This is a genomic window from Streptomyces sp. JNUCC 63, from assembly GCF_054366325.1.
Map to the genome: position 1 here is coordinate 3541906 of NZ_CM135963.1, position 23198 is coordinate 3565103.

Genomic DNA, 23198 nt, shown 5'->3' on the forward strand with positions numbered 1-23198 from the left:
GCCCTGTCCGGTCCGGCCGACACGAAACCCTCCGCTTGGTCAGCGGCCTTACTCTCTCCGCATGCCTGACAAGCGACCGCCGGGAACTCTGGGCATCGACCTGCGCCAGCCGGGCACGCGTCCCTGTGGCTTGTGCGGTCAGGTGCGCAAGATGACCAGAGCCCACGTGCCGCCCCAGATAGCTGGCAACCGGGACAAGGTGACCTGCGCCACCGTCTGCGTCCACAACCAAGTACGCAGCTACGGTCGGCCCGCCGCCGGGGGGATGTGGATGCACGGGCTCTGCAACTCCTGCAACAGCCTCGCGGGACGCCACTACGACACAGCTTACGGAGACTTCGCCCGGGCACTGCAGACCTACCTACGGACGCGTCCGCTCCTCCACCTTCCAGGACCTGACCCGGCCCCGCCCGTCCGGCTGGCACCAGGCCGCGTCGCGCGCTCGATTTTGATCGGAATGTTCGCCACCACTCCGCATTTACGCGTAATGTTCCCCGGCCTAGCCGATGACCTGTGCGAGCGACGTGCTCACATCGCAATGCCCGACGGAGCCGTCCTGCGCATGGCCCTGTACCCAGGCCGAAGGACCCGCCTGGCCAGCATGTTCAATGGAGTCAGAGTGCTGACTCGCCGGCAGCACTACGACATCTTCTCCGAGGCTTACTTCCGGCCCCTCGCCTGGGCACTGACCCCGAGCGACCGCTGGCACGACGAGAGCATGGGCGAGTCCGTCTTCGACGAGCACGGATGGGCAATCGTGAATGAGTGGATCCAATATGGGGACGACGTCACGGCAGCCGACCTGAGAGACCTCTGTCGCAACGGCGTCCCCCTGGTACGGCACCCCGTGCTCGGCGGCGAACAGGATGAGTGGGTCGAGTTCTTCAGCGATCAGGTGACGGCCATCCTTGAGGGCGAGATTCCAGCATGAAGCGCCGCGCGTACCCCGGCCGCGTCCATGTCGTCCGGGACGGCACCGCTCACGCCACGCAGGTCCTCACCCTGACCGATGGCGAAGCCGCGGAGCGGGCCGCCGACGGGTCCTGACCGGTCGCTGGGCACATCTTCGGGACGCACCACGGTCCCCGAGGGGTCAGCCATGACATCCCCGGGCCCGGCTCGAGGATCGCACCGACCAACGACGGTGCGATCCCAGTATCATGCGGGAGCCGGCCGCGGCTTTTCCTGCTCCCTGGCGACTCCCTCTCGCCAGCATCCGAGCCCGAGCCGGTCAGCAGGCGGTTGCCAGCTGACCGGCCCCGCTGTTCACAGCGCGATCGGCCGGTATTTCAGGGCCGCATCGACAATCTGCTCTGCTGAGACGTCCTGCAGCTCGGCCGGGGGATGGAAGATCAGGTCGCTGACCCGGGGATGCGACACGTTGGCTTCGAGGAGCCGCAGGTAGTAGTCGCTCTCCGGGCCGCCGGCGAGCAACCTGCTGACGATCTCCACGAGCTCGTCCGTGGTGATGTCCCCGATCCGGGGGCGAGCCGGCCGGGCAGCCTCCAGCGCGAACTCGACCAGGTCTCGGCTTCCGTCGTACTCGGCGAAGTCCAGGGCCGCGTAGTCGTGGCCAGTCTTCGCATTGAAAGCCCTGATCTCCTCGTCCGCACTCTCGGACCCAGAGAGCACCAGGTCAGAGATCCGCTCGATCTCACGACAGAGCTCGTCCAGCCGCTGCTGGCTCACCGGCGGGGGCATCAGTTCCGCTCTCAGGTCCACGGCCGAATTATGCCGTCAGCCCCGGCACGCCGACACGGCCTTCCAAGTGCTCTCAGTTCTCGCCTACATCCCCCGGCATACAGCGCGGGCTCGGTCACAGTGCATTCCCAATGCCTCCAGCAGGCTGCCCGCCAGCCGAAGGAAATGCATGGCAGGGGATACTGCGCCACCAAGCCGCCTTAGCGAGGCGACAGAGACGGTAAGGGGGCTACTGGAGATCGTCAAACTCTTCCAGCAGACGACTGGACTTGATGGACAGACCTGAGGCCAGTTTCAGCAGGGTCAGCAGGCTGGGGTTTCGTCGGCCGTGCTCGATGTAGATCAACCCTCGGAAGCTCAGGCCCGACCGCTCTGCCAAGAGCTCCAGCGACAGCTCCCGCTCTTCTCGCAGCCGCCGTACATGCGTGCCGAAGCGCTGGAGGGCGTCGTCCGGGGGAGGGTTGTGCATGCCCCAGACACCAACAGCCGCTTAACTTGACCACCATGAACAGCTGTGCATAACCTCGCTTCGCGATCAATTACGAAGAGTTACATCTAGTCACGAACGGCTGCGCTGACATCCATACCGTCAGACATACGCCAGCAGGCGGAGGCTTTGGGTCGTTTGTCCGAAGTCGCCGCCGCCTCACTGCAAGGCACCCAGCCCCCACAGGCCGTGCCTCGCCACCGACACGAAAGGTCTGAACACATGGCGGTTGAACGCATGTTGCAGGACGTGATGACCATTTGCGCTGTCCGTGCAGAACTCGGCTCCATCGTCCGTTCGGTGGCTCGCCAGCGTAAACGTGTGACGATTACGGATCGAGGCCGTCCCACTGCAGTCTTGATCGGCATCCCGGAGCTGGCGCAGCTGGACCAAGCCGCCGCAGGACGTGGTCACCAGGCCAGCTGCCCCACCTGCCATCCTGGGGCTCGTGATGTGGAATCCACGAGGCGGATCGTTAAGGACCCGGCCTAACCAAAGAAGGTGTCACGTACCGCCGACCTGCCGGCTGGCCGCCTCGGCGCGTCCGCGTCCTTCCACGCGGGCAAGTGCTCAGGCTTGCGTTCGTAGCGGCGGCGGCCGTTCAACCAGACGAAAGTGCGAACTGTTGAGCGCAGGACGACGTGGACCGGCCTCTGAGAGGGAGCGGCGCCCTGGAAGATCGGGCGGTCCCGCAGCCGGCGCGGCTTGGGGATCTCGCCGTCCTGGGCAGCGGCCCGGGTTTTCGTTGCCGGCGGCGGGTGACGCCGGGGAGGAGAAGTCAATTGCCTCGGTGGAGCTGGGCTGGCATCATCCCTAGCATGATCGAGAGAATCGAGTCCACCGTCCGCCGGTGAGCGTGACGACCGAGCGTGGTTCGCTCGGATCCCGGACGACCTTGTTCGAACACGCTCTGCGTTTGCATCGGCAGGATCCTGGCGGTGCCCTGCCGCGGGACGGTAAGCCCTATCCGGACGACGAGCGCCACCGTCGACGGCAACGGCCCCGCACGCCGAAAGATCAGCGGCTCAGGGGCGCTGAAGTTGCCGTCATCCTTGACGCGCACTTCGCCACGGCCGATGCACCACCCAGTCAACTCGCCGATGCGTTCCATGACGTCGACGTCCCGTTCCACCGGAACGAGCACATCGCTGCTGCGGCGCTGCGCGCGGACAGGCAGCGGGTGCGACAGACCGGCCGGTGGCTCGTGCGGCACAGCACGGATCGATGCTCTGCCACCGTCGGCCTTGCACTGCTCGCCACGGACTGGGCGGAGGAAGACATCCCGCTGATCCAGACCATCGGCCTGCTGTCGGACCAGTTCGGTGCGTTGGTCGCGGATGCGCTGCGACGTCGCAGCGACGAACGAGCGTTGTTGTGGCTCGCCAAGCGAGTTACCGGCTGGGGCCGGGTCTACGTCATCGAGGCACTCTGCCGACACACGACGTTCGAGTCCCGTCGGTGGCTGCTGCGCCATGCCTGCGACGGCGACTTCCTCAACGGCTACTTCGCCGGCCAGGTCGCCACCGCAGCTCACCTGCACGAAGCGATCGTGGGCACTGAAGTCGATGATGACCTGGTCGATCACACGGGTCGACTACTGAAGATCATGGCGGATTGTGGCGGCATGGGCATGACCCTGGAGCACTATCCGCCAGCGCCCATCGTGCTCGCCGCACATGCGGCTCATCTTGGTCGGCAGGCACCGACCGTGGACAGATACGTCGACGCCGCGATCATCGTCGACCACCTGGCGGATAAGGCCCCGGGACGAGGCGGGGGCACCGCCGAACAACGTGACCGCATCGTGCAGCAGTACCTCGCGCTACTCAACAGGCAGGACTGGTGTGACACGGTTCGCGCGGGCCTCGACTCGGGCAGCGCATTCTTCGCCTGGTTCACCAGCAACGTGGCAGCGCGGCTGCACCTGCGAGCGTTCACTGACCTGACGGGTGGTGATGACCAATGAACTCTGCTGTCGATCAGCGTCTGGTCGAGGCAGTGCGGGCCGGTGACGAGGTGGCCGTTGGGCAGGCACTGGCCGACGGTGCGGACCCGAACGTGGCGGTTGGTCGGTTCCGAGGGTCGGTGCTGGCCGAGGCTGCGCGCAGCGGCTGGCTGGGGATCGTGCATCTGCTGATGGACGCTGGCGCCCGCGTTGGGCCCGCCGACCCCTACACCGCGTCACCGCTGCGCGCCGCCGTGCTTGAGGCACACGTGAAGGTGGTGCAGTCCCTCGTCGCCCACGGAGCTCTCGCGGCGGAGCCCGCCACCAGGTCGAATGTGCTGACCGAGGCCGTGTCCTACACAGCGTTTCGCCCGAGGCCGGCGGCTCTTGCCGCGCTGCGGGTGCTGCTGGAAGCGGGGGCGGCCCCGGGTCCGGACGACGAGGCACCTCTTATCACTGCGGTCATGCGCCCTGTTGCGCCAGCCGCACTGCGCCTTCTCCTCGCGCACGGAGCAGACGCCAACCAACGGCGCTCCGACGAGACACCAGCAATCGTCATAGCCGCCCGGCGAGGCGATCACGCCGCGATGGACGTGCTCCTGCAGGCCGGCGCCGATGTGGAAGCCCGCGACCGGCAGGGACGAACGGCATTGATGCACGCGGTGGAACGCAACGAACAACGGGTCATCGCCGCCCTTCTGCTGGCCGGTGCCGTCACTGACACCGCCAGCGCCGACGGCATGACCGCGCTGCACCTTGCCCGCGGCTGGCAGCGCCAGAACGTTCAGTTCATGCTGGGCGAACGGCACGCTGGTCTAGACGACGTGCCGATCGCTCGCACCATCGTCCGGCTCACCCCGACCCGCGTTCGCCTCGCCAGCGATCCGCGGATGTTTCACCTGCTAGCGAGCGTCATCGACATTGCCCTCGACGGCCTCGGCGACGACGAGTGGGAGTGCCGGACCGGCACGGACGTCGAGACAGCGCGGGCCGTTGCCGTGCGGCTGCGCGAGGACATCGTCCAAGCGACCAATGCATCGTGGTATCAGCTGGATGTCACCTCAGACGAACTCGCGACCGCGCGCTCGGCTTTGGTCGAGCTTGCCTACGGCACCACGCGCAGCATGCCGTCCGGCACCAGCCGGCTAGAGATCACCGACCTGCTTGAAGAACTCAACCGGCAACTCAGCCGTTGAGAACTCCTAACGGCATGAGCTGAACGTGGCCCGACTCGTCGCGGTCGTGCTGGAGTATCGACCTCTCAGCGACGGTTGAGTTCCTGGATCACAACGAGTTGGGACTCGCCTTCGACTGTCTCGTCGTTCTCGGTGACGCCCTCAACCTGCCGCTCACCTTCTGGCAGCACCTTGACCGAGGAGCCCGTGAAATGCGGCTCTACAGCGATGCGCTGCACAAACCCCACGTCACGGCTGCCGACCGCAGTCGTCTCTCGCTCCGGCCATTTGTACCCGGCGAACGCCGACCCCGTGAACCCTGCCGGTCACAGCACTAGGCTGCCAAAGGTGCCGCATGGGCGTGAGGACGGGGAGCAGCGCGTGAACGACCTGTTGGACACACTGAAGCAGTGCGTTGATCGGCTGGGCCGTTACCGCAGCCTCGGACGCCGGGTGGGCGAGCAGAACACGAAAGCCGGCCTCATCGAACCAGTGATCGCCGCCCTGGGCTGGGACGTGCTGGACCCCGAGGAGGTGCACCGCGAATACCGACGGCGGACGACCGACAACCCCGTCGACTACGCACTGATCCTCATGCGCATGCCCCGGCTGTTCATCGAAGCGAAGGCGATCGGGGAGAACCTCGACGACCCGCGCTGGGCGAACCAGACGATCAGCTACGCAGCAGTCGCGGGTGTGGAATGGGTTGCGCTGACCAACGGGGCGGAATGGCGCGTGTACAACGCTCATGCTCCGGTTCCGGTCGAGCACAAGCTCTTCCGCACCGTGCGGATCGCTGACGACGTCGACGCTGCCTTCGAGCTGTTGTCCTTGCTGAGCAAGGACAACATGCGCGACAACCGCATCCAGGAGTTGTGGCGCAGCTTCTTCGTCGACCGCGAGATCAACCGCGCCCTCAATGACTTGTTCGCCTCAGGTGAGCCTCCCAGAGAGCTTATCGCTCTGCTCGCCAAGCGCGTGCCGAAGCTGCCCCACGCGGACCTCCGGGCGAGCCTGCAACGGGTACGCGCCACCTTTGACTTCCCCCGCGCCGGGGTCGCTCCAACGGGGTCCGCCCCTCCGGCGGCACCGGTTCCCGCACCCCGGCCAGCCGAACCCTCCATTCCCAAATCTCGGGCCTCGGGGCAACCACCTGCGACGAGATCGCGGAAGATAACGGTCAGCGAAGATGAGAGGAATGTGGGCTTCGAGGAAATGATGGCCGCCGGCAGGGTGACCCCCGGGGCGACCTTGCACGGTGACTATATGGGGCAACGCCACACCGCCACCGTGATGCCCTCTGGTCAGATCCGCTACCAGGAGAAGGTTTACGGCTCGCCATCAGCTGCCGGACGAGCGGTCAAGCTCCACGTCAGAGGCCGCCATACCCCCGAGTCCACGTTGTCCACCGATGGGTGGGACTTCTGGCGTATCACGGACCCGGTCTGCGGTGACGAAGTATCCCTGAAGGCACTACGACGTCGGGTGGTCAACGCTCAGCGGGACCAGTGAGAGTCCTGTCCCTGAGCGATGTCCTCGCGCTTCGCACTTTGACCGTCTGGTGACTGGCCAGTTGTCCGGAGCCGCCGAGCCTCCGCCACGGCGAGCGGCGCCAGTCAGAACGCCAGCCCAGAAGACAACCCCAACCGTCAGCGCAAGCACGACCGGCGTGACGGACGGCCAGAGGTGATCTCCAGCCCGACATCAGGGCTGGCACGTCTCCAACCGTTCCGGCATGACAGATTGACGCGGAAACTAAAGTGCGCAACCATGATCGTGGCAGAAGGTAAAGTGATCTTCGCTCTAGGGGGGGTGGCCAGGTTGCCGCTGCATGGTTCCCGGTTTGACGAGTTAGTCGGTTCTAGCGCGCCGCTGGTACGTCGCCACGTGGTGTGGGCGCTTCGGACGGGAAACCAGGAAGCCGTCGACGCCTACAAGTTCAGCAGGTGGAGCGACGGGCACACCTTCGGCACCAACCGGTGGCGGTTCTGCATCGCCGCGCTCAAGGACAAGAAAGCCCTGCAGAACCTGCCCGACGCCAAGCCCCTGCGCGTTCAGAGCACGTTCATGCTCGCGGTTGGCGGCGTGGTGTTGTACCCGGTGTGCTACGCAGACGACGCCACGACCGACGTACGAGAGATGAGGGTGCGGACCTCGCAGATCCGGCAGGAAATGTTTGCCGCCTACGGCCGGCTCGCCCCCCAAGTGCAGACAGCCTTGAGGATCAGCGAGGGAGTCGAAGGTCCAGAGTGGGCCATCGACGAACTGGAAGAAAACCTCGAAGAACTCCCTGCACAGCCCACCATGCTGCTCTTGGCCTACGCCAGCAACCGCAAGGGTGGCCTGCTGAGGTGCTACGTCGGCGAGGCCACACTCGACCCGTCCGGCGCGGTCACCTGGGACTGGATCGAAGCCCTGCCGATCACTGACGCCAACGAAGGCGGCACCGGCCTGTCGCCGGTGGCCCCGCTTGCTCCTGTCGGCCCCAGCTTCGGCACCGGCGCCGAACCCGTTATCGACCTAGAGGACGCGGACAGTACCGCAAACGAGGGCAATGAGCACTAAGCACCACCCGTCACTCACGCTGGCTCCCGTCCTGCCGCTGGACGTCTCCTCGTCGGTGTCCGCCACATTCGACGGCACCCGCCTGACCCAGGCGCGACGTCTGGCTGGCTGGACGAAAAAGGAACTGGCCGCCAAGATCGATGTCACGCCAGCAGCCGTCGGCCAATACGAAGCCGGAGCCATCCGACCTCGACCCGAGCAAGTCCGGCGCCTCGCTGAGGCGCTGGGCATGCCCAGCGCCTTCTTCACCGCCGGCCGACCGCATGCCGCGCTTGACACAGCGGCCGTGCACTTTCGATCCCTGCGCTCGACGCCGGCCCGTGAACGAGAACGGGCCCTGGCCTTCACCGAGCGCCTGTGGGAGTTCACTCACGCCCTCGAGGAGTACGTGCGGCTGCCAGCCGTTGACCTGCCCGGCTGGGACGGCGGCGAGACCGTCCCCGATCTGCCCACCGATCCGACCCTGGCCGCCCGCGCCCTGCGAGCCCGCTGGAACCTCGGAGACGGGCCCATCCCGCATCTCGTACGTCTGCTGGAGTCGCGGGGCATCGTGGTCGCGATCCTCCCGTACATCAACCCCGACAGCCGCAGACTGGATGCCTTCTCCACCTCCAGACTTCCTCGACCGGTGATCGTCCTCAACGACGAGCGAGACGACGTCTACCGCCACCGGTTCAGCTGCGCCCACGAACTCGGCCACCTGCTCCTGCACGGTGAGGCCCACCCGGGCGACGTTCAACACGAGCGACAGGCCGATGCGTTCGCGGCCGAATTCCTCACACCTGCCCACGCGGTTGCCCCGCATTTGCCAATCCGCGTCGATTTCACCGCCCTCGGCCGGCTGCAGCAGACCTGGGGCGTCTCTCTGGACTCCCTGCTCGTACGGTGCCGCGAGCTGGGCCTTCACAGCGATGCGGCCAGCAGCCGTGCCTGGAAGCGTCTCAAGGCGCTACGAGCACAAAGTCTCCTACCTCTTACACCAGTGCGGGGTTTTCCCGGCGAAGTTCCGGTACTGCTTCAACGAGCCGTCGAGATGGTGCAGAGGAAAGGCGTTACGCCGAGGCGGCTCGCCGAGGAGTTGCGCTGGCCGCAGCAGGCAGTCCTGGACCTCCTCAACCAGGCAGATCCCCGGCCTGCTCTGGAACTAGTTGAAGAGCCAGGTTGATCCTGCTGGCGAGACCCCAGTGGAGCATGGTTGCGCGCCTTCGGCTGGCCGCGGACGGGTGAGCCGCCGAACTTGCATGGGTGAGGTTCGTGCCGTTCGCCCGACCGTGGGCAGGCAGCTTCGGTAGCCCTGATCAAGCGACACAGGAAATCAACTACAGGTTGCGTTTTTCCGCCTGAGAGCGACAAAACGCAACCTGTGGTTGATTTTCCGGTTAAGCATCAAGGTTGTCGACATATCGTGACGCCGGGTGATGCCGGACCGGAGGCCCGCGGCCTATCTGCGGCTGGATCCCTACCCGGAGGCGAACGCGCCGCTGATTGACGCCCAGGCATCGATCCCGTCGCCTCGGCCGACAGCAGGCGCTTCGTCTACTCCTTCGGTGCCGGCTCCTCAACGATTTTTGTGCCACGGACGGCTGTTTCCAAGTTGCCCGAGCCCCACTGCTGGTCCAGGTGAGCCCTGAGCGGGGCGAGGGCGTACGACCTGCAGAAGTAGTGAGTGATGGTCATGCTCAGTATCTCAGTAACGGATCTGTCATGAGCCGCGATCGCGTTGCCCTGTGGCGAGGCTGCTCGCATTCAGCGTGTGAATCTTCGCCATAGTGCCCGCAGCCCACGAGATTGCCGCATCTCGCCCTGAGCGTTGCCGAGGTTGCTTAGCGTAATGCCTTCGCTGTGGCGGTCGTCGGTCTCGCGGAAGATGGCGGCGGCCTGGGTGAGGGCGTCGATGGCCTCCTCGAACCGCCGCACCCCCATCAAAGCGTTGCCGAGGCTGTTCAGCGCCCCGGCTTCGCCGTGGCGGTTGCCAAGCTCGCGGTAGATGGCGGCGGCCTGGGTGAGGGCGTCGATGGCCTCCTCGAACCGCCGCGCCTCCCGCAAGGCGATGCCGAGGTTGTTCAGGGCCTGGCCTTCGCCGTGGCGGTCGTCGAGCTCGCGGTAGATGTCGGCGGCCTGGGTGTGGGCGTCGATGGCCTCCTCGAACCGCCGCACCCCCTGCAAGGCGATGCCGAGGCTGTTCAGCGCCCCGGCTTCGCCGTAGCGGTCGTCGAGCTCGCGGTAGATGTCGGCGGCCTGCGTGTCGGCGTCGATGGCCTCCTCGAACCGCCGCACCTCCCGCAAGGCGATGCCGAGGCTGTTCAGCGCCCCGGCTTCGCCGTAGCGGTCGTCGAGCTCGCGGCAGATCGCCAGGTCTTGGGTGAGGGCGTCGATGGCCTCCTCGAACCGCCGCACCCCCATCAAAGCGATGCCGAGGTTACACAGCGCTAGGCCTTCGCCGTGGCGGTCGTCGGTCTCGCGGTAGATGGCGACGGCCTGCGTGTCAGCGTCGATGGCCTCCTCAAATCGCCGCACCTCCCGCAAGGCGTTGCCGAGGTTGTTCAGCGCCCCGGCTTCGCCGTGGCGGTCGTCGAGCTCGTGGTAGATGGCGACGGCCTGCGTGTCAGCGTCGATGGCCTCCTCGAACCGCCGCACCCCCTGCAAGGCGTTGCCGAGGTTGTTCAGCGCCCCGGCTTCGCCGTGGCGGTCGTCGAGCTCGTGGTAGATGGCGACGGCCTGCGTGTCAGCGTCGATGGCCTCCTCAAATCGCCGCACCTCCCGCAAGGCGTTGCCGAGGTTGTTCAGCGCCCCGGCTTCGCCGTGGCGGTCGTCGAGCTCGTGGTAGATGGCGACGGCCTGCGTGTCAGCGTCGATGGCCTCCTCAAATCGCCGCACCTCCCGCAAAGCACCCCCGAGGTAGGTCAGCGCCGTACCCTCACGGTGGCGGTCGCCGAGCTCACGTGCAGTGGTGAGGGCGTGTTGTCCAGCGGCGAGGGCATCGTGGAAGTAACGGCGCTGGCGCAGGTAGAAGGTCAGGCATGCGGCCAGGGACAGCGCCTTGTCGGGGTGGCCAGTGGCAGCGGCGAGAGGTAGTGCGGCGGTGAGGTTGGGGCGTTCGGCGTCCAGCCAGGCCAGGGCCGCGGTGCGGTCGAGGAAGCCTTCGGGGACAGTCTGCCCGGGCAGAGCGCGCAGGTGTTTGTCTGCGGCGTTGGTGGTGGCGCGGTAGTACTCCAGGATGCGTTTGAGGGCCTGCTGCCGAAGGGTGCCGTCGTCGTGGCGCCGGCACAGTTCGTCGGCGTACAGGCGGGTCAGGTCATGCATGCGCCATCGGTTGGAGCCGACGGGCTGTTCGTTGATCAGCCCGGCCCGGGCCAGGGCGGCCAGGTCCTGCCGGGCGGTGCGGACTGGCTCGTCGGTGAGGATGGCGGCGGTGTCGGTGGACACATCTGGGCCGGGGTTGAGGGACAGCAGCCGAAACCGCCGCGCAGGCTGATCGTCCAGGCGCCGGTAGGACAACTCGAAGGCGGCCTGCACCCCCAGGGGCCGCCCGTCACGGTCCTCGTAGCGGAGGGCTTCCAGACGGGTTCGGGCGTCGGCGAGACCGGCGGACAGGTCCGCGATGGGCAGCCCGGGATCCGAGGTGAGTTGGGACGCGGCGATGGTCAGCGCCAGCGGCAGACCCCCGCAGTGTGCGGCCACCTCCTGCAGGGCCTGGGACTCTTGGCGGGGGCGGGGGTCGTCGGGCCGGGTCCGGACGAGAGCGTCGGTGATCAGGTCAGCCGCCGACCCGGTTTCCAGCTGGCTCAGCCCGATCAGGCGGGCCGGGAAGCCGGGACCGGTCAGGGCGTCACGGGAGGTGGCCAGCAGCCGGTGCTCAGGCTGCGCCGGGATCAGGGGCAGTAGCTGGGCGGTGGTGGAGGCATCGTCGGCGACGATCAGGACCGGCCCGTCCTGGGCACGGCGGGCCAGCTCCGACCGGTACAGGCCCTGCTGTTCCCCTGCTGTCGGGGGCAGGTCGTCGTCACGGATGCCCAGGGCCCGCAGCAGCGCCTGCAGCGCCTGATCGCCGCCTACCGGTCCGGTCTGGTCGTAGCCGCGTAAGTGCACGAACAGCGTGCCGCCGCCAAACCAGCCGCGGGCGCGAGCCTGGTGGGCGGCGTGCAGGGCCAGGGCGGTCTTGCCGATCCCCGCCAGCCCGGTCACCACCACCACACCCGTACCCGGGCCGGATGGATCGAGCACGTCCAGCAGCTCACCGGCCGGTATGTCACGGCCGACCAGTCCCACAGCCGCCGGCGGCGCGACCAGCGCCTGCGGCGCAGGCCCGCGGCCCGCACCCCACACCGTTGTGCTGTTGTCGGTGTACTCGTTGTGCTGATCTCTGCCGACCTGGTTCACCCGTGCCTGGCCGGAGGCGGTGGTCTGCTGGGACATCCGGTCAGGGTCGTTACTGTCGCTCATCGTCTCCCGTCCCCGTGTGTTGATCCCCGCCGACCTGGGTGACCGATGCGTCGTCGGAGACCTTCGCGTCCTGGTCCACCCGTCCCGGCCCGCCACCTGCATCGGCGGAGGAAAGGAAGGGTGTGTTCTGGTTTCCGCCGACCTGGGTCACCCGCCCCCGGCCGGAGGCTGTGACCTGCTGCGACACCACACGTTCCGCAGGCGACGGGGACGGATCAGCCTGTTCACGTCCGGCCCACCAGGCGCCCGCAGCACCTGTCACTGTGCTCACCACCGTGGCAAACGCGGTCGCCACCACCCACCGGTCGGCCTCCGCCTCCGGCATCCATCCGAACGACACCGACCGGCCCACCCACAGACACACCACGAACATCGCAGTCGCCGCCACCGCCGTGACCGCCCACCGCGCCGAACGCGCCATCCCCGACCCCCGGTTTCACGTCCAGCCACAACATCCCACGGACCGTCAGAGCCAACCTACGCCACACATCAGAAGCTGTCCCAGGAAGAACGCTGGTCACCACCCGGAGTCCCCGGGCACCCACGAAAGGTGCGAGGGCTGCGCCGGGACCGCGCTTCTGGCTTTCGCGCCGACGGAGAGCGAGCAGGCCCACGCCCGCGGCGCGGCATACGTCGCTGGGATGTGGCCGTGTTGCTTGCTTGCTCAGCGAGGCCGGTGGCATCTGGCGCTGCAGTCCTAATGTGCTGGAGACGCACTGGCCGGGCTCGGAGTATCGCTCAGTCAGCGGCGGCCGAAGCAAAGGGCGCTGATGGCCCCGCCATCGCAGCCAGACAGGGTCTGAAGCTGCATGCCTCAGCCGCTAGACAAAGCCGCAGGTCAGCAAGGGGTGCCCGTCATAGACAGGGACTGAAGGGAACGAATTTTCCGGGCTTGCAAGATTTTCGGGATGGGGTGACAGTCCGTAATCGGGATGCCATCGTCCCGGGTGTGTGACGAACTGCTGAACGTCGTGTTCCCCCACCTGGAGAGGGTGCTGGTGGAGCGGGTGAGCATTGAATGCGGGCAGGTGCGGGTGGTGGCTCGGACCCGGGACGGGGTGGCGTTGCCGTGTCCGGATTGCGGGACGGTCTCGGTGCGGGTGCACAGTCGTTACCGGCGTCGCCTGGCCGACGTGGCGGTCGGGGGCCGCCCGGCGGTGATCGACCTGAGCGTGCGGCGGCTGTTCTGTGATGAGCCTGGATGCCCGCGCCGAACCTTTGCCGAGCAGGTAGCTGGCCTGACGTTGCGTTACAGCCGCTATACCCCGCCGTTGTTGGAGGTGTTGCGGACAGTCGGCCTGGCCCTGGCCGGCTCCGCCGGGGCCAGGCTGCTGGCGGCCCTGCACGTGTGCGTCAGCCGGGTGACCGTGCTCGCATCGCTGATGGCACTGCCGGACCCGGTCCGGGCGGTGCCCGAGGTACTGGGAGTGGACGACTTCGCCCTGCGCAAGAGTGGGGTATACGGCACGGTGCCGGCGGACGGGGCGACCCACCGCGTGCTCGGCCTGCTGCCGGGCCGGGAGGCCGACCCGCTGGCCGTCTGGCTGGCGGACCATCCGGGCGTGCGGGTCATCTGCCGCGACCGGGCCGGGGCCTACGCCGAGGCCGCCACCCGCGCCGCACCGAGCGCGCTCCAGGTCGCCGACCGCTGGCACCTGTGGCACAACCTGGGCCAGCACGCGGAAAAGGACGTCGCCCGCCATCGCGGCTGCCTGCAGCACGCTGCCCAGGCCGGCACCGGCCCGCCGGCCGATGCGGTCGGAATCGAGGACCTGCCCGCGCAGGCCCTGTCGGCCCAGGGTGCGCTGGAGGCACGCACCCGCCGCCGCCACCGTGAGGTCCACGCCCTGCTCGACCGGGGCTGGGCGCTCGCGGAGGTCGCCCGCGAACTGCACCTGAACCACAAGACCGTGCAGACCTTTGCCCGGGCCAGCCAGGCGGAGGACCTCCTGGGCCACATCGCCGGGAGCCGCCCGAGCAAACTGGACCCGCAGCGCGAGTACTTGCTCCAACGCTGGGCCGAAGGGTGCCACTCGCCTACTGCACTTCACCGGGAGATCACTGCACGCGGCGTGCGGTGCAACGTCCGGCTGATCACCCGCTACCTGCGCACCCTGCAGGTGAGGGGGAGCCTGCCTGCTCCGGGGCTGAGGTTCCCCCGGGATGCGGCTGAGGGTGACAGAGGGTCGGATGGTTCTCATGAGAGGAACCCAGACCATGGCTGCTCCCAGAAAGTACCCGCTGGAGTTGCGTGAGCGTGCGGTGCGGATGTACCGCGCGGCCGAACCGAAGCCGGTGATCCGCCGCATGGCCGAGGAGCTCGGCGTGCATCCCGAGGCCCTGCGCGGCTGGATCCGGCAGGCCGAGGCCGACGCCGGCGAGCGCGACGACCGGCTGACCACCGCCGAGCGCGAGGAACTCGCCGCCCTGCGCAGGGAGAACACGCAGCTCAAGCGGGCCAACGAGATCCTCAGGGCCGCCTCGGCTTTTTTCGCCCAGGAACTCGACACGACCCGGCGCAGGTACTGACGTTCCTGACCGAACGCGGTGACCTCGGTGTCGAGCCCGTCCTCCGGGAACTGCACATCGCCTCCTCCACCTACTACCGCTGGCGCCGTGCGGCCGAGCAGCCGTGCGAACGGCGCCGGCGGGACGCGGAGCTGACCGAGCAGATCAAGCAGATCCACGCCGACTCCGGCGGGATCTACGGCTCTCCGCGGGTGCATGCCGTCCTCAAGCGGGAGGGCGTGCACGTGGGCCGCAAGCGGGTCGAGCGCCTGATGCGCCAGGCCGCTCTGACGGGCATCAGCCCGCGCCGCAGGGGCAAGGGCTTCACCCGCCGGGACCCCGCGGCCACGCCCGCCCCGGACCTGGTGCAGCGCGACTTCACGGCCCGGGCGCCCGACCGGCTGTGGGTCACCGACCTCACGATGATCCCCACCGGTGAGGGCCCGCTGTGGCTGTCGGCGATCCGGGACGCCTTCTCCCGCCGGGTGGTGGCCTGGGAGACCTCCGCCCGCGCGGACGCCGACCTGGTCCTCACCACGCTGGAGTACGCCCTGGCCAGCCGCAAGGTCGAGCCCGGCACGCTCATTCATCATGCCGACCACGGCTGCCAGTACACGTCCATCAAGCTCACAACCCGCTTGTTACGGGCAGGAGTTCAGGCGTCCATGGGCTCGGTCGGGGACTCGTTCGACAATGCCCTGGCGGAGAACCTGTGGATGCTGATCAAGACCGAGTGCATCCGCGGCCGGGTGTTCGCCACCCGGGCCGAGGCGAACCTGGCGCTCTTCGAGTACGTCGACGGGTTCTACAACCCCCGTCGCATCCAGAAACGACTCGGCTACCTCAGCCCCATCGAGTTCGAGGAGAAGCACTACGCCAACCAGGCAACGGCCGAACCGGTGAACCTGAAACCCCGCCAACCCCTCCTGACCAGCTGATCAGCACCTCCCGCACAGCGGGGGAAGCTCAGGCCGGCCCTGCCCAAGACCCGCCGACTCGTCGGCTGGATCATGCGGCACCCCACCGGCCTGAAGCCCGAAGAGCAGCAGCAGCTGAAGACCGCCCTGGCGGCCTGCCCCGAACTCGACGCCTTGCACAGCCACATCCAAGCCTTCGCCGAGATCATGACCCAGCACGACGGCCGACGCCTGCACTCGTGGGTGGAACAGGTTCGGGCCGACCACCTGCCCTCCCTGCACGCCTTCGCGTCCGGGCTGGAGAAGGATTGGGACGCAGTCATCGCAGGCCTGACCCTCCCCTGGAGCTCCGGCCCCGTCGAAGGCATCGTCAACAAGATCAAGCTACTCAAGCGCCAGACCTACGGACGCGCCGGCCTCGCCCTCCTCCGCAAGCGGGCCATGCTCGCCTGATATCCGTCACAGCCCGTCACCGCATCACGAAAATCTTGCAAGACCCAATTTTCCGATATGGACTCTGGTAATCGAATGCGTCGGATTCGCGGGATATTTCCTGTGGTGGCCAGCGGCCCGTAACACTGATGTCTGGGATTCGGCGATCTGGTCTGACGCCCCGGGGTTGGATCACTCCAGGTCGTCCCATGTCCACGAAGGGGCGACGCTCCCGTCGGGCTCACGCCCGAGTCGGAACTGTTCCCGGTTGCCGCCGACCTTGATGAATTGATTGAAGTGCCCCGCGGCAGGAAGCCGTGCGGCCAGGGCGGCGACCTGTTCCTGCGCTCCAGCCTCCCGTAGGCTGCCCAGCAGCATGGCCACCGAGCGCGTTTTGTCGAGGGACGCGTGGGCGGCGGGGTCACGAGCCAGCAGGGCGGCGACCTGTTCCTGCGCCCCAACCTCCCGCAGGCTGCCCAGCAGCATGGCCACCGAGCGCGTTTTGTCGAGGGACGCGTGGGCGGCGGGGTCACGAGCCAGCAGGGCGGCGACCTGTTCCTGCGCCCCAACCTCCCGCAGACTGTCCAGCAGCATGGCCACCGAGTTCGGGGTGTCGAGGGGCGCGTGGGCGGCGGCCCGTGCGGCCAGGGCGGCGACCTGTTCCTGCGCCCCAACCTCCCACAGACTGTCCAGCAGCCCGGCCACCGCGAACGGGTCGTCGAGGGGCACGTGGGCGGCGGCCCGTGCGGCCAGGGCGGCGACCTGTTCCTGCGCCCCAACCTCCCACAGGCTGCCCAGCAGCATGGCCACCGAGCGCGTTTTGTCGAGGGGTGTGTGCGCGGCGGGGTCACGAGCCAGCAGGGCGGCGACCTGTTCCTGCGCCCCAGCCCTTCGCAGGCTGCCCAGCAGCCTGGCCACTGCGAACGGTTCGTCGAGAGCCACGTGCGCGGCGGGGTCACGAGCCAGCAGGGCGGCGACCTGTTCCTGCGCCCCAGCCCTTCGCAGGCTGTCCAGCAGCATGGTCACCGAGCGCGTGTTGTCGAGGGACGCGTGGGCGGCGGCCCGTGCGGCCAGGGCGGCGACCTGTTCCTGCGCCCCAACCTCCCGCAGACTGTCCAGCAGCCCGGCCACCGCGAACGGGTCGTCGAGGGGCGCGTGGGCGGCGGCCCGTGCGGCCAGGGCGGCGACCTGTTCCTGCGCCCCAACCTCCAGCAGGCTGTACAGCAGCCCGGCCACCGCGAGCGGTTCGTCGAGAGCCACGTGCGCGGCGGGGTCACGAGCCAGCAGGGCGGCGACCTGTTCCTGCGCCCCAACCCTTCGCAGGCTGTCCAGCAGCCCGGCCACTGCGAACGGTTCGTCGAGAGCCACGTGCGCGGCGGGGTCACGAGCCAGCAGGGCGGCGACCTGTTCCTGCGCCCCAACCCTTCGCAGGCTATCCAGCAGCCTGGCCACCGAGTCCGGGTCGCCGACGGATGTGTGGAGGGCGGTCCATTGGGCGGGGTGGGGGTCGGTGGGATGCAGGTCTTGGAAGTGACGGACGAGGCTGTCCGGGGCGTGTGGGTTGCCGTGAGCGGTGGCGTGTTTGTGGAGTTGGGCAGCGTCCCGGTACAGGCCGCGTCTCCAGGCGGCGTTGCCGAGGGTGTTCAAGTCAGTGGGGTGGGCGTGGTGGGCGGCTGCGGTCCAGAAGTCGATGGGCGGGATCTGGTCGGCGCGGTGCTGGCGTCCGTACTGGTCGAGGAAGTCGGCCAGGAGATAGTGCGGCCCCTGCGACTCCTGGGCGGACTGCGGGAAAGCGGTGCCGCTCGTGGCGTTAGGGCGGTGGTTGCGCTGGTTGCGGGGGGTGATGGTTTTGACTGGGGTGAGGATGCCGGGAATGCCGTTGCACTCCTGAGTGACGTAGTCGAGGGCCTGGCAGAGCCAGTCGTCGCCGGTGGTGTTCCATTCGGTGTCGGTGAGGTAGCCGGGGGCCGCGTCGGCCAGCCAGGCCAGCGGGATGTGGGGGCCGGCGCCGAGGCGGCGAGCATCCATAGCGGCGTGGATCAGGGCCCGGGTGGCGCCCCGGGCCGTGTCGTAGCGGGCTGTCAGGACGGGCACGCCGGCCAGGAACTGGGTGACCTGGGCATCGTGCGCGCGTCCGGCGGCCTCTACCAGCCGGGGATCGGCGTCGGCGGTGCCGGCAAGTGCGCCCAGGTCGGCATGGGTGAATGCGTCCGGCACGTCGATCTCGTGCCCGTGCAGCAGTTGCCGGGCGTGGGCGTGCCGGTCCGGGATGGTGCGGGTGGTCAGGGTCTGCCAGTGCTCGGGCCACAAGGTGGCCAGCACCAGCACCGGGGCCCGTGACGGGTCGTGGAGCAGGTCGCGTAGGCCCGCTGCGACCCGTTCCCCGAGCGGGTCCGGGCCGAGGTAGTGCTGGGCCTCGTTCAGCCACACCACGGTGTGCGGGGCGATGTCCGCGAGGTCGGCCAGGGCCGCATCGGGGCGGCTGGGGCTGATGGGATGCCACAGCAGCCAGGGCGCCGGAAGCTTTCGCACCGCCTCCCACAGGGCGCGGGTCTTGCCCGTGGAGGAGCCGCCGACCAGGACCGCGATACCGCTGCGCCCGGCCGCCGCGGCGGCAACCACCTCCTCCAGACGCGTGTCGTGCTCGCGCGGCACATAGGCGGGCAGGGCCCCGAACCGGCTGTGGGCATCACCCGTATCGAGGGCCGGGTGGACCTCCAGATCGGCCAGGACGAGGAGGTCACTGAACTCGCCGATCGGCCGCCCCACACCCTGCGCCATCCGGGCCTGAACCCACAGATCGCGTACCCGCCCGGCCAGATCCTGCTCATCCCATGCGGCCCGGCGGGCCAGCACGGTGGCGACGGACACGGCATCGGCCTGCTGGGGCGGCGGGGACGGGTCGCTGATGCAGCGGCGGACGGTGTCCCGTTCCGGTGCCCCCGCCAGCGTGTCATCGGCGGCGATGTCCGCGGTGATCTCATCCAGGCTGGGGGCAGCTGCCGCCAGGTACACCTCGTACAGCAGGTCCTTCAGCTCCCGCAGCGCGCGGGGCCAGCCCACCCGCGCCCGCTCCAGCACCCGCGGCCGCTTCGGGCTCACCCGGCCGCCTCCGTGTCGCCACTCATCGCACCATCTTCCCCCGCCCCGGCCTTCAGCACGGCGTGAACAGTGGTGATGCCCATGTGAGTTGATGGCTCGTCGCAACTGGGAGTCGATCTTCGCCCGGGACCCAGCGTGGGCAGCGAGCCGGCCGGCTGCCCACCCGCCAAACCACGATCCCGTGGAGGTCCCATGCCCCGCACGCGCCTGACACGCCGCGAGCGCCTGGCCCTGGCCCGCGCCGTCCTGCGTGGTGCCGTCTCCGGCACCGTCCGGGCTGTCATCACCTGGCTCCTGGACCAGCTCACCTGGTAACCCGCACCCGGGCCGCAAAGCCGTCATGCCGGGGCCATGCGCCGCACGGCCCCGGCATGACGAGAATCAGGTTCAGGTGTTGGCGCCGCATCCTACGGCGGAGTCAGTCGTCCAAATCGCTGAACTCTGGGGGTCCGCGAGCTGGAAGTAGCCCGATCGGTGATCATGTTTGGAGCTGCTCAGGCGCTCAAGCTGCGCTTCTCGTTGTCTACTGTGCTGAAATCAGCCCCGGTGTTACCAACGGCGTCAGTCTTGTCTCGCCCCTATGGTAGATCTAGCGCGTGCCCACAGTCTCCCCACGCGACGAGATGCAGGAGCTGCTGCGACGGCTCGCTGATCGTGACCGCATTCGTAGTGAAGCCAACGTCCAGGCTGATGTACGGCAGTTGCTCCTCGGTGGCGGGCTGAACCTCTCCGGCCACGACCTGGACGTCGAGCTGGAGACCCAGGTCGGGGACCGGCGTCGTATCGACGTCGAGGTCGGCTTTACCGTCATCGAGGTCAAGAAGGATCTGCGCAGCGCTGCGGTGGTCAAAGCCGCCGAGGACCAGCTCAAGGGCTACGTGGCCACCCGCAGCGAGCAGACCGGGCAGCACTACGTCGGCATCCTCACCGACGGTGCCGACTGGCGGGCCTACCACCTGCAGGGCGACGCCCTGGTCCGGGCGACGCAGTTCCAGCTGAAGGGGGCGCGTCCGGACGGACAGGGCCTGCTGTTCTGGCTGGAAGGGGTGCTTTCCACCATCCGCGGCATCCGGCCGACCCCGGCGGAGATTAGCCGGCGGCTGGGCGCAGACAGCGCCTCGCACGCGATGGACCGGACCATCCTGGCCAGCCTCTACGCCGAGCACGGGCACCTGCCCACGGTGCAGCTCAAGCGGCAGCTGTGGGCCCGGCTGCTGCGCGGCGCGCTGGGCACGCAGTTCCAGGACGATGACGCGCTGTTCATCGAGCACACGCTGCTGGTGAACAGTGCCGAGATCATCGCGCACTTGGTGCTCGGCGAGCCAGTCGCCGAGATGCAACCAGCCTCCATCGTGCTGGGCCAGCGGTTTGAGCAGGCCCAGCTGTATGGCGTGGTCGAGGCGGACTTCTTCGACTGGGTCATCGAAGTCGACGGCGGAGACGCCTTTATCCGGACCCTGGCCCGACGGCTGGCCCGGTTTGACTGGTCCGAGGTCGAGCACGATGTCCTCAAGGTCTTGTACGAGTCGGTCATCGGGTCGGAAACGCGCAAGAGCCTGGGCGAGTACTACACCCCGGACTGGCTGGCCGAGCGGGTCGTCACCACCGCGGTCACCAAGCCACTCGACCAGAGCGTCCTGGACCCGTCCTGCGGGTCGGGCACCTTCCTGTTCCACGCGGCCCGCCGCTACCTGGATGCCGCCCACGCGGCCGGGGTGCCGCTGCGGCAGGCCCTGGCAGGGCTGACCGACCACGTGGCCGGCATCGATCTCCACCCGGTGGCCGTCTCCCTCGCCCGCGTCACCTATTTACTCGCCATAGGTCGTGAGCGGCTGATCTCTGACGAGCGCGGTCCGATCAGAGTCCCGATCTACCTCGGGGACAGCGTCCAGTGGCAGCAGCGCATGGACCTGCTCGACCAGGGACACCTGGTCATCCGCACCGGCAGCGGCGACACCTTGTTCGAGGACGAGCTGCGCTTCCCCGACCACCTACTCAAGGACGCGGGCCGCTTCGATCAGCTCGTCAACGAGCTCGCAGACTTGGCTACCCGTCCCCGTGCCGCTGGCAGCGTGCCGTCGCTGTCCCCGCTGTTCAACCGCCTCGCCATCGCCGAGGCGGACCGGTCGGAGATCACCGCCAACTTCGGGGTTCTGTGCCGCCTGGTCGACCAGGGCCGCAACCACATCTGGAGCTACTACATCCGCAACCAGGCCCGGCCGATGTGGCTGGCCCGCGCTGAGAACCGCGTCGACGTCCTGGTCGGCAACCCCCCGTGGCTGTCCTACCGGCACATGCCGAAGGATATGCAGGTCACCTTCAAGGAGATGTCCCAGAGCCGCGGCCTGTGGCACGGCAGTGAGGTCGCCGCCCACCAGGACCTCTCCGGCCTGTTCATCGCCCGCGCCGTCCAGCAGTACCTCGCCGACGGCGGCTCGTTTGCCTTCGTGGTCCCCAACGCTGTCTTGGACCGCGCCTACTTCGAAGGCTTCCGCACCGGCCGCTACCGCGAGGAGGCGGAACCTGCAGAAGTCGCCTTCACCGGATCCTGGGATCTGCGCCGGCTGCGTCCGCATTTCTTCCCCCGCGGCGCCGCCGTGATCTTCGGCAGCCGCGTCGGCAACGGTAGCGCCCGTGCGTTGCCCAGGGAGACCGACCGCTGGACCGGAAAGCTGCCCCGCGATCCCCACGACTGGGAGAGTGTGGCCGCACATCTCACCCGCCAGCCAGCCACTTTGGCCCTGGTGGGCGCGGACCTGATCGAGTCCCCATACGGGCCGCGGTTCGAGAACGGCGCGACGATCTATCCGCGGAATCTCTTCTTTGTCCGGCAGCAGCAGGCCGGGCCGCTGGGCTTGGGAGGCGGCCGCACCGCGGTGCGCTCCGAGCGCAGCAGCACCGAGAAGAAGCCCTGGAAGGACCTGCCCGACCTCGAGGGAGTCGTCGAGAAGGAGTTCGTCCGCCCGGTCCTGCTCGGCGAGAGCGTCCTGCCCTACAGGGTCCTGCCCCCGCGCAAGGCCGTGCTACCCCTTGAGGGCACCACCCTGCTCGACGGCGGGCATCCGAACCTCGACCGCTACCCTGACCTCGCCAGGTGGTGGCGCCAGGCCGAACAGCAGTGGTTCGACCACCGCAGCAGTGACCGTCTCACCCTGGTCGAACGGCTCAACTTCCGGCGTGGCCTCACCCTCCAACTTCCCGGCACACCGCTGCGCGTGGTGTACGGGAAGTCCGGCATGCATGTCTCCGCGGCGCTCGTCGACACCCCGAACGCAATCATTGAGAACAGGCTGTACTGGGGCACGGTCACTACCCGGGAGGAGGGGATGTACCTGTGCGCCGTCATGAATACTCCCGTGCTCACCGAGTTGGTCCGCCCCTTCATGTCGTACAGCAAGGATGAGCGGGATATCGACAAGAACCTGTGGAAGCTGCCCATCCCGCTGTACGACGCCGATGACCCGAAGCACCGGCGGCTCGCGGAGCTCGGTGTGGCCGAAGCCGACCGGATCGAAGCCCTAGAGATCGACGAGACCGCTAACTTTGTCCGCCTGCGCCAACGCGTTCGGGAGGTCCTGGCGACGTCCCCTCACGCCGAGGAACTGGACACCCTCGTCGGAGAACTCCTCGACCAGTAGCGAAGCTCCGCCCCGGGCTCCGCGGAGCCAGCGGCCAGCAACCGGCTGCCAATCGCCGGTCAGCGCGTGACCGGCTCCTTCTCAGCCTCATGCTCGAGCCTGGCGACTTGGGGGTGGCCGAAGACGTCCTGCACGCCCACCTTGAGAACGCCGCCCCGCCAGTGCCCGCACACCGCTGGCTGGAGAATCCGAAGATCAGCAAGGGCATCGCGGATCGCCTCCCGGCCCAGATGGTTCCCTGGAGAGGCCGTCCATGCCGCAGAGCAACTCGGCCGCGCTTCCTCC

20 protein-coding genes are annotated in these 23198 nt (G+C 68.2%); 13 read left to right on the forward strand and 7 right to left on the reverse strand.

Annotated elements, in window-relative coordinates; all coding sequences use genetic code 11:
- Positions 1 to 61: 61 nt before the first annotated feature.
- Positions 62 to 931 carry a hypothetical protein gene (locus ACX25U_RS16140; protein WP_454392736.1) on the forward strand — a complete coding sequence of 290 codons (870 nt, stop codon included), beginning with the start codon at positions 62 to 64 and terminating at the stop codon, positions 929 to 931.
- A gap of 335 nt (positions 932 to 1266) precedes the next feature.
- Here ACX25U_RS16140 and ACX25U_RS16145 read toward each other — a convergent pair whose 3' ends face one another.
- Together ACX25U_RS16145 and ACX25U_RS16150 are read right to left on the reverse strand one after the other, a co-directional pair.
- Positions 1267 to 1722, reverse strand: a complete 456-nt coding sequence (locus ACX25U_RS16145) for a hypothetical protein (RefSeq protein WP_454392738.1) — start codon at positions 1720 to 1722, stop codon at positions 1267 to 1269.
- A 208-nt stretch (positions 1723 to 1930) separates the two neighbouring features.
- On the reverse strand, positions 1931 to 2170 hold the full coding sequence (locus ACX25U_RS16150) for a helix-turn-helix domain-containing protein (RefSeq protein WP_454392740.1): 240 nt from the start codon (positions 2168 to 2170) through the stop codon (positions 1931 to 1933).
- A 270-nt stretch (positions 2171 to 2440) separates the two neighbouring features.
- On the opposite strand from ACX25U_RS16150, the gene ACX25U_RS16155 reads away from it, so the two are divergent.
- The 3 genes from ACX25U_RS16155 (at position 2441) to ACX25U_RS16165 (ending at position 5329) form a co-directional block, all read left to right on the forward strand.
- Complete coding sequence (locus ACX25U_RS16155) at positions 2441 to 2680, forward strand: type II toxin-antitoxin system prevent-host-death family antitoxin (protein ID WP_454394306.1); 240 nt, start codon at positions 2441 to 2443, stop codon at positions 2678 to 2680.
- A 358-nt stretch (positions 2681 to 3038) separates the two neighbouring features.
- Positions 3039 to 4154 carry a hypothetical protein gene (locus tag ACX25U_RS16160; protein ID WP_454392742.1) on the forward strand — a complete coding sequence of 372 codons (1116 nt, stop codon included), beginning with the start codon at positions 3039 to 3041 and terminating at the stop codon, positions 4152 to 4154.
- Entirely contained in the window at positions 4151 to 5329 is a 1179-nt protein-coding gene (locus ACX25U_RS16165; protein ID WP_454392744.1) for an ankyrin repeat domain-containing protein, read from the forward strand. Before ACX25U_RS16160 ends, ACX25U_RS16165 begins: the two co-directional genes overlap by 4 nt.
- A 65-nt stretch (positions 5330 to 5394) precedes the next feature.
- Here ACX25U_RS16165 and ACX25U_RS16170 read toward each other — a convergent pair whose 3' ends face one another.
- Positions 5395 to 5547, reverse strand: coding sequence for a hypothetical protein (locus ACX25U_RS16170; protein ID WP_454392746.1), 153 nt, complete (start codon positions 5545 to 5547; stop codon positions 5395 to 5397).
- A gap of 142 nt (positions 5548 to 5689) precedes the next feature.
- Between ACX25U_RS16170 and ACX25U_RS16175 the strand changes: the two genes are divergently transcribed.
- From ACX25U_RS16175 to ACX25U_RS16185, 3 genes are all read left to right on the forward strand, one after another.
- The gene (locus ACX25U_RS16175) at positions 5690 to 6820 is read left to right on the forward strand and encodes a restriction system modified-DNA reader domain-containing protein (protein ID WP_454392748.1); all 1131 of its coding nucleotides are present in this window, start codon (positions 5690 to 5692) and stop codon (positions 6818 to 6820) included.
- A gap of 258 nt (positions 6821 to 7078) precedes the next feature.
- On the forward strand, positions 7079 to 7873 hold the full coding sequence (locus ACX25U_RS16180; RefSeq protein WP_454392750.1) for a hypothetical protein: 795 nt from the start codon (positions 7079 to 7081) through the stop codon (positions 7871 to 7873).
- Positions 7863 to 9038 (forward strand): helix-turn-helix domain-containing protein, encoded by a 1176-nt coding sequence (locus ACX25U_RS16185; protein WP_454392752.1) that lies wholly within the window; start codon positions 7863 to 7865, stop codon positions 9036 to 9038. The genes ACX25U_RS16180 and ACX25U_RS16185 overlap by 11 nt, the downstream gene beginning before the upstream one ends.
- Positions 9039 to 9409: 371 nt before the next feature.
- On the opposite strand, the gene ACX25U_RS16190 is transcribed toward ACX25U_RS16185, so the two are convergent.
- From ACX25U_RS16190 to ACX25U_RS16200, 3 genes are all read right to left on the reverse strand, one after another.
- Complete coding sequence (locus tag ACX25U_RS16190; RefSeq protein ID WP_454392754.1) at positions 9410 to 9550, reverse strand: hypothetical protein; 141 nt, start codon at positions 9548 to 9550, stop codon at positions 9410 to 9412.
- Between the two features lie 69 nt (positions 9551 to 9619).
- On the reverse strand, positions 9620 to 12289 hold the full coding sequence (locus ACX25U_RS16195; RefSeq protein WP_454392756.1) for a tetratricopeptide repeat protein: 2670 nt from the start codon (positions 12287 to 12289) through the stop codon (positions 9620 to 9622).
- Between the two features lie 13 nt (positions 12290 to 12302).
- On the reverse strand, positions 12303 to 12704 hold the full coding sequence (locus tag ACX25U_RS16200) for a hypothetical protein (protein ID WP_458633811.1): 402 nt from the start codon (positions 12702 to 12704) through the stop codon (positions 12303 to 12305).
- A 604-nt stretch (positions 12705 to 13308) separates the two neighbouring features.
- Between ACX25U_RS16200 and ACX25U_RS16205 the strand changes: the two genes are divergently transcribed.
- The 4 genes from ACX25U_RS16205 to ACX25U_RS16220 are packed head-to-tail and all read left to right on the forward strand — an operon-like array spanning position 13309 to position 16194.
- Complete coding sequence (locus ACX25U_RS16205) at positions 13309 to 14571, forward strand: ISL3 family transposase (RefSeq protein ID WP_454392760.1); 1263 nt, start codon at positions 13309 to 13311, stop codon at positions 14569 to 14571.
- Positions 14534 to 14845, forward strand: a complete 312-nt coding sequence (locus ACX25U_RS16210; RefSeq protein ID WP_454388940.1) for a transposase — start codon at positions 14534 to 14536, stop codon at positions 14843 to 14845. Before ACX25U_RS16205 ends, ACX25U_RS16210 begins: the two co-directional genes overlap by 38 nt.
- A 56-nt stretch (positions 14846 to 14901) precedes the next feature.
- Positions 14902 to 15762, forward strand: coding sequence for an IS3 family transposase (locus ACX25U_RS16215; protein ID WP_454394307.1), 861 nt, complete (start codon positions 14902 to 14904; stop codon positions 15760 to 15762).
- A gap of 39 nt (positions 15763 to 15801) precedes the next feature.
- A complete protein-coding gene (locus ACX25U_RS16220) occupies positions 15802 to 16194 on the forward strand; it encodes an ISL3 family transposase (RefSeq protein WP_454394309.1) in 393 nt (130 codons plus the stop codon).
- Positions 16195 to 16365: 171 nt separating this feature from the next.
- On the opposite strand, the gene ACX25U_RS16225 is transcribed toward ACX25U_RS16220, so the two are convergent.
- Entirely contained in the window at positions 16366 to 19275 is a 2910-nt protein-coding gene (locus tag ACX25U_RS16225) for a hypothetical protein (RefSeq protein WP_454392762.1), read from the reverse strand.
- A 192-nt stretch (positions 19276 to 19467) separates the two neighbouring features.
- Here ACX25U_RS16225 and ACX25U_RS16230 point away from each other — a divergent pair, with 192 nt between their 5' ends.
- The gene (locus ACX25U_RS16230; RefSeq protein WP_454392764.1) at positions 19468 to 19590 is read left to right on the forward strand and encodes a hypothetical protein; all 123 of its coding nucleotides are present in this window, start codon (positions 19468 to 19470) and stop codon (positions 19588 to 19590) included.
- Between the two features lie 281 nt (positions 19591 to 19871).
- Positions 19872 to 22913 carry an N-6 DNA methylase gene (locus tag ACX25U_RS16235; RefSeq protein WP_454392766.1) on the forward strand — a complete coding sequence of 1014 codons (3042 nt, stop codon included), beginning with the start codon at positions 19872 to 19874 and terminating at the stop codon, positions 22911 to 22913.
- Positions 22914 to 23198: the final 285 nt, after the last annotated feature.

Bases quoted from the DNA above. Each gene is read 5' to 3' on its own strand.
- ACX25U_RS16150 (WP_454392740.1), bottom strand. From the start codon at position 2,170: ATGCACAACCCTCCCCCGGACGACGCCCTCCAGCGCTTCGGCACGCAT.
- ACX25U_RS16195 (WP_454392756.1), bottom strand. From the start codon at position 12,289: ATGTCCCAGCAGACCACCGCCTCCGGCCAGGCACGGGTGAACCAGGTC.
- ACX25U_RS16140 (WP_454392736.1), top strand. From the start codon at position 62: ATGCCTGACAAGCGACCGCCGGGAACTCTGGGCATCGACCTGCGCCAG.
- ACX25U_RS16210 (WP_454388940.1), top strand. From the start codon at position 14,534: ATGGCTGCTCCCAGAAAGTACCCGCTGGAGTTGCGTGAGCGTGCGGTG.
- ACX25U_RS16180 (WP_454392750.1), top strand. From the start codon at position 7,079: ATGATCGTGGCAGAAGGTAAAGTGATCTTCGCTCTAGGGGGGGTGGCC.
- ACX25U_RS16190 (WP_454392754.1), bottom strand. From the start codon at position 9,550: ATGACCATCACTCACTACTTCTGCAGGTCGTACGCCCTCGCCCCGCTC.
- ACX25U_RS16165 (WP_454392744.1), top strand. From the start codon at position 4,151: ATGAACTCTGCTGTCGATCAGCGTCTGGTCGAGGCAGTGCGGGCCGGT.
- ACX25U_RS16185 (WP_454392752.1), top strand. From the start codon at position 7,863: ATGAGCACTAAGCACCACCCGTCACTCACGCTGGCTCCCGTCCTGCCG.
- ACX25U_RS16155 (WP_454394306.1), top strand. From the start codon at position 2,441: ATGACCATTTGCGCTGTCCGTGCAGAACTCGGCTCCATCGTCCGTTCG.
- ACX25U_RS16230 (WP_454392764.1), top strand. From the start codon at position 19,468: ATGCCCCGCACGCGCCTGACACGCCGCGAGCGCCTGGCCCTGGCCCGC.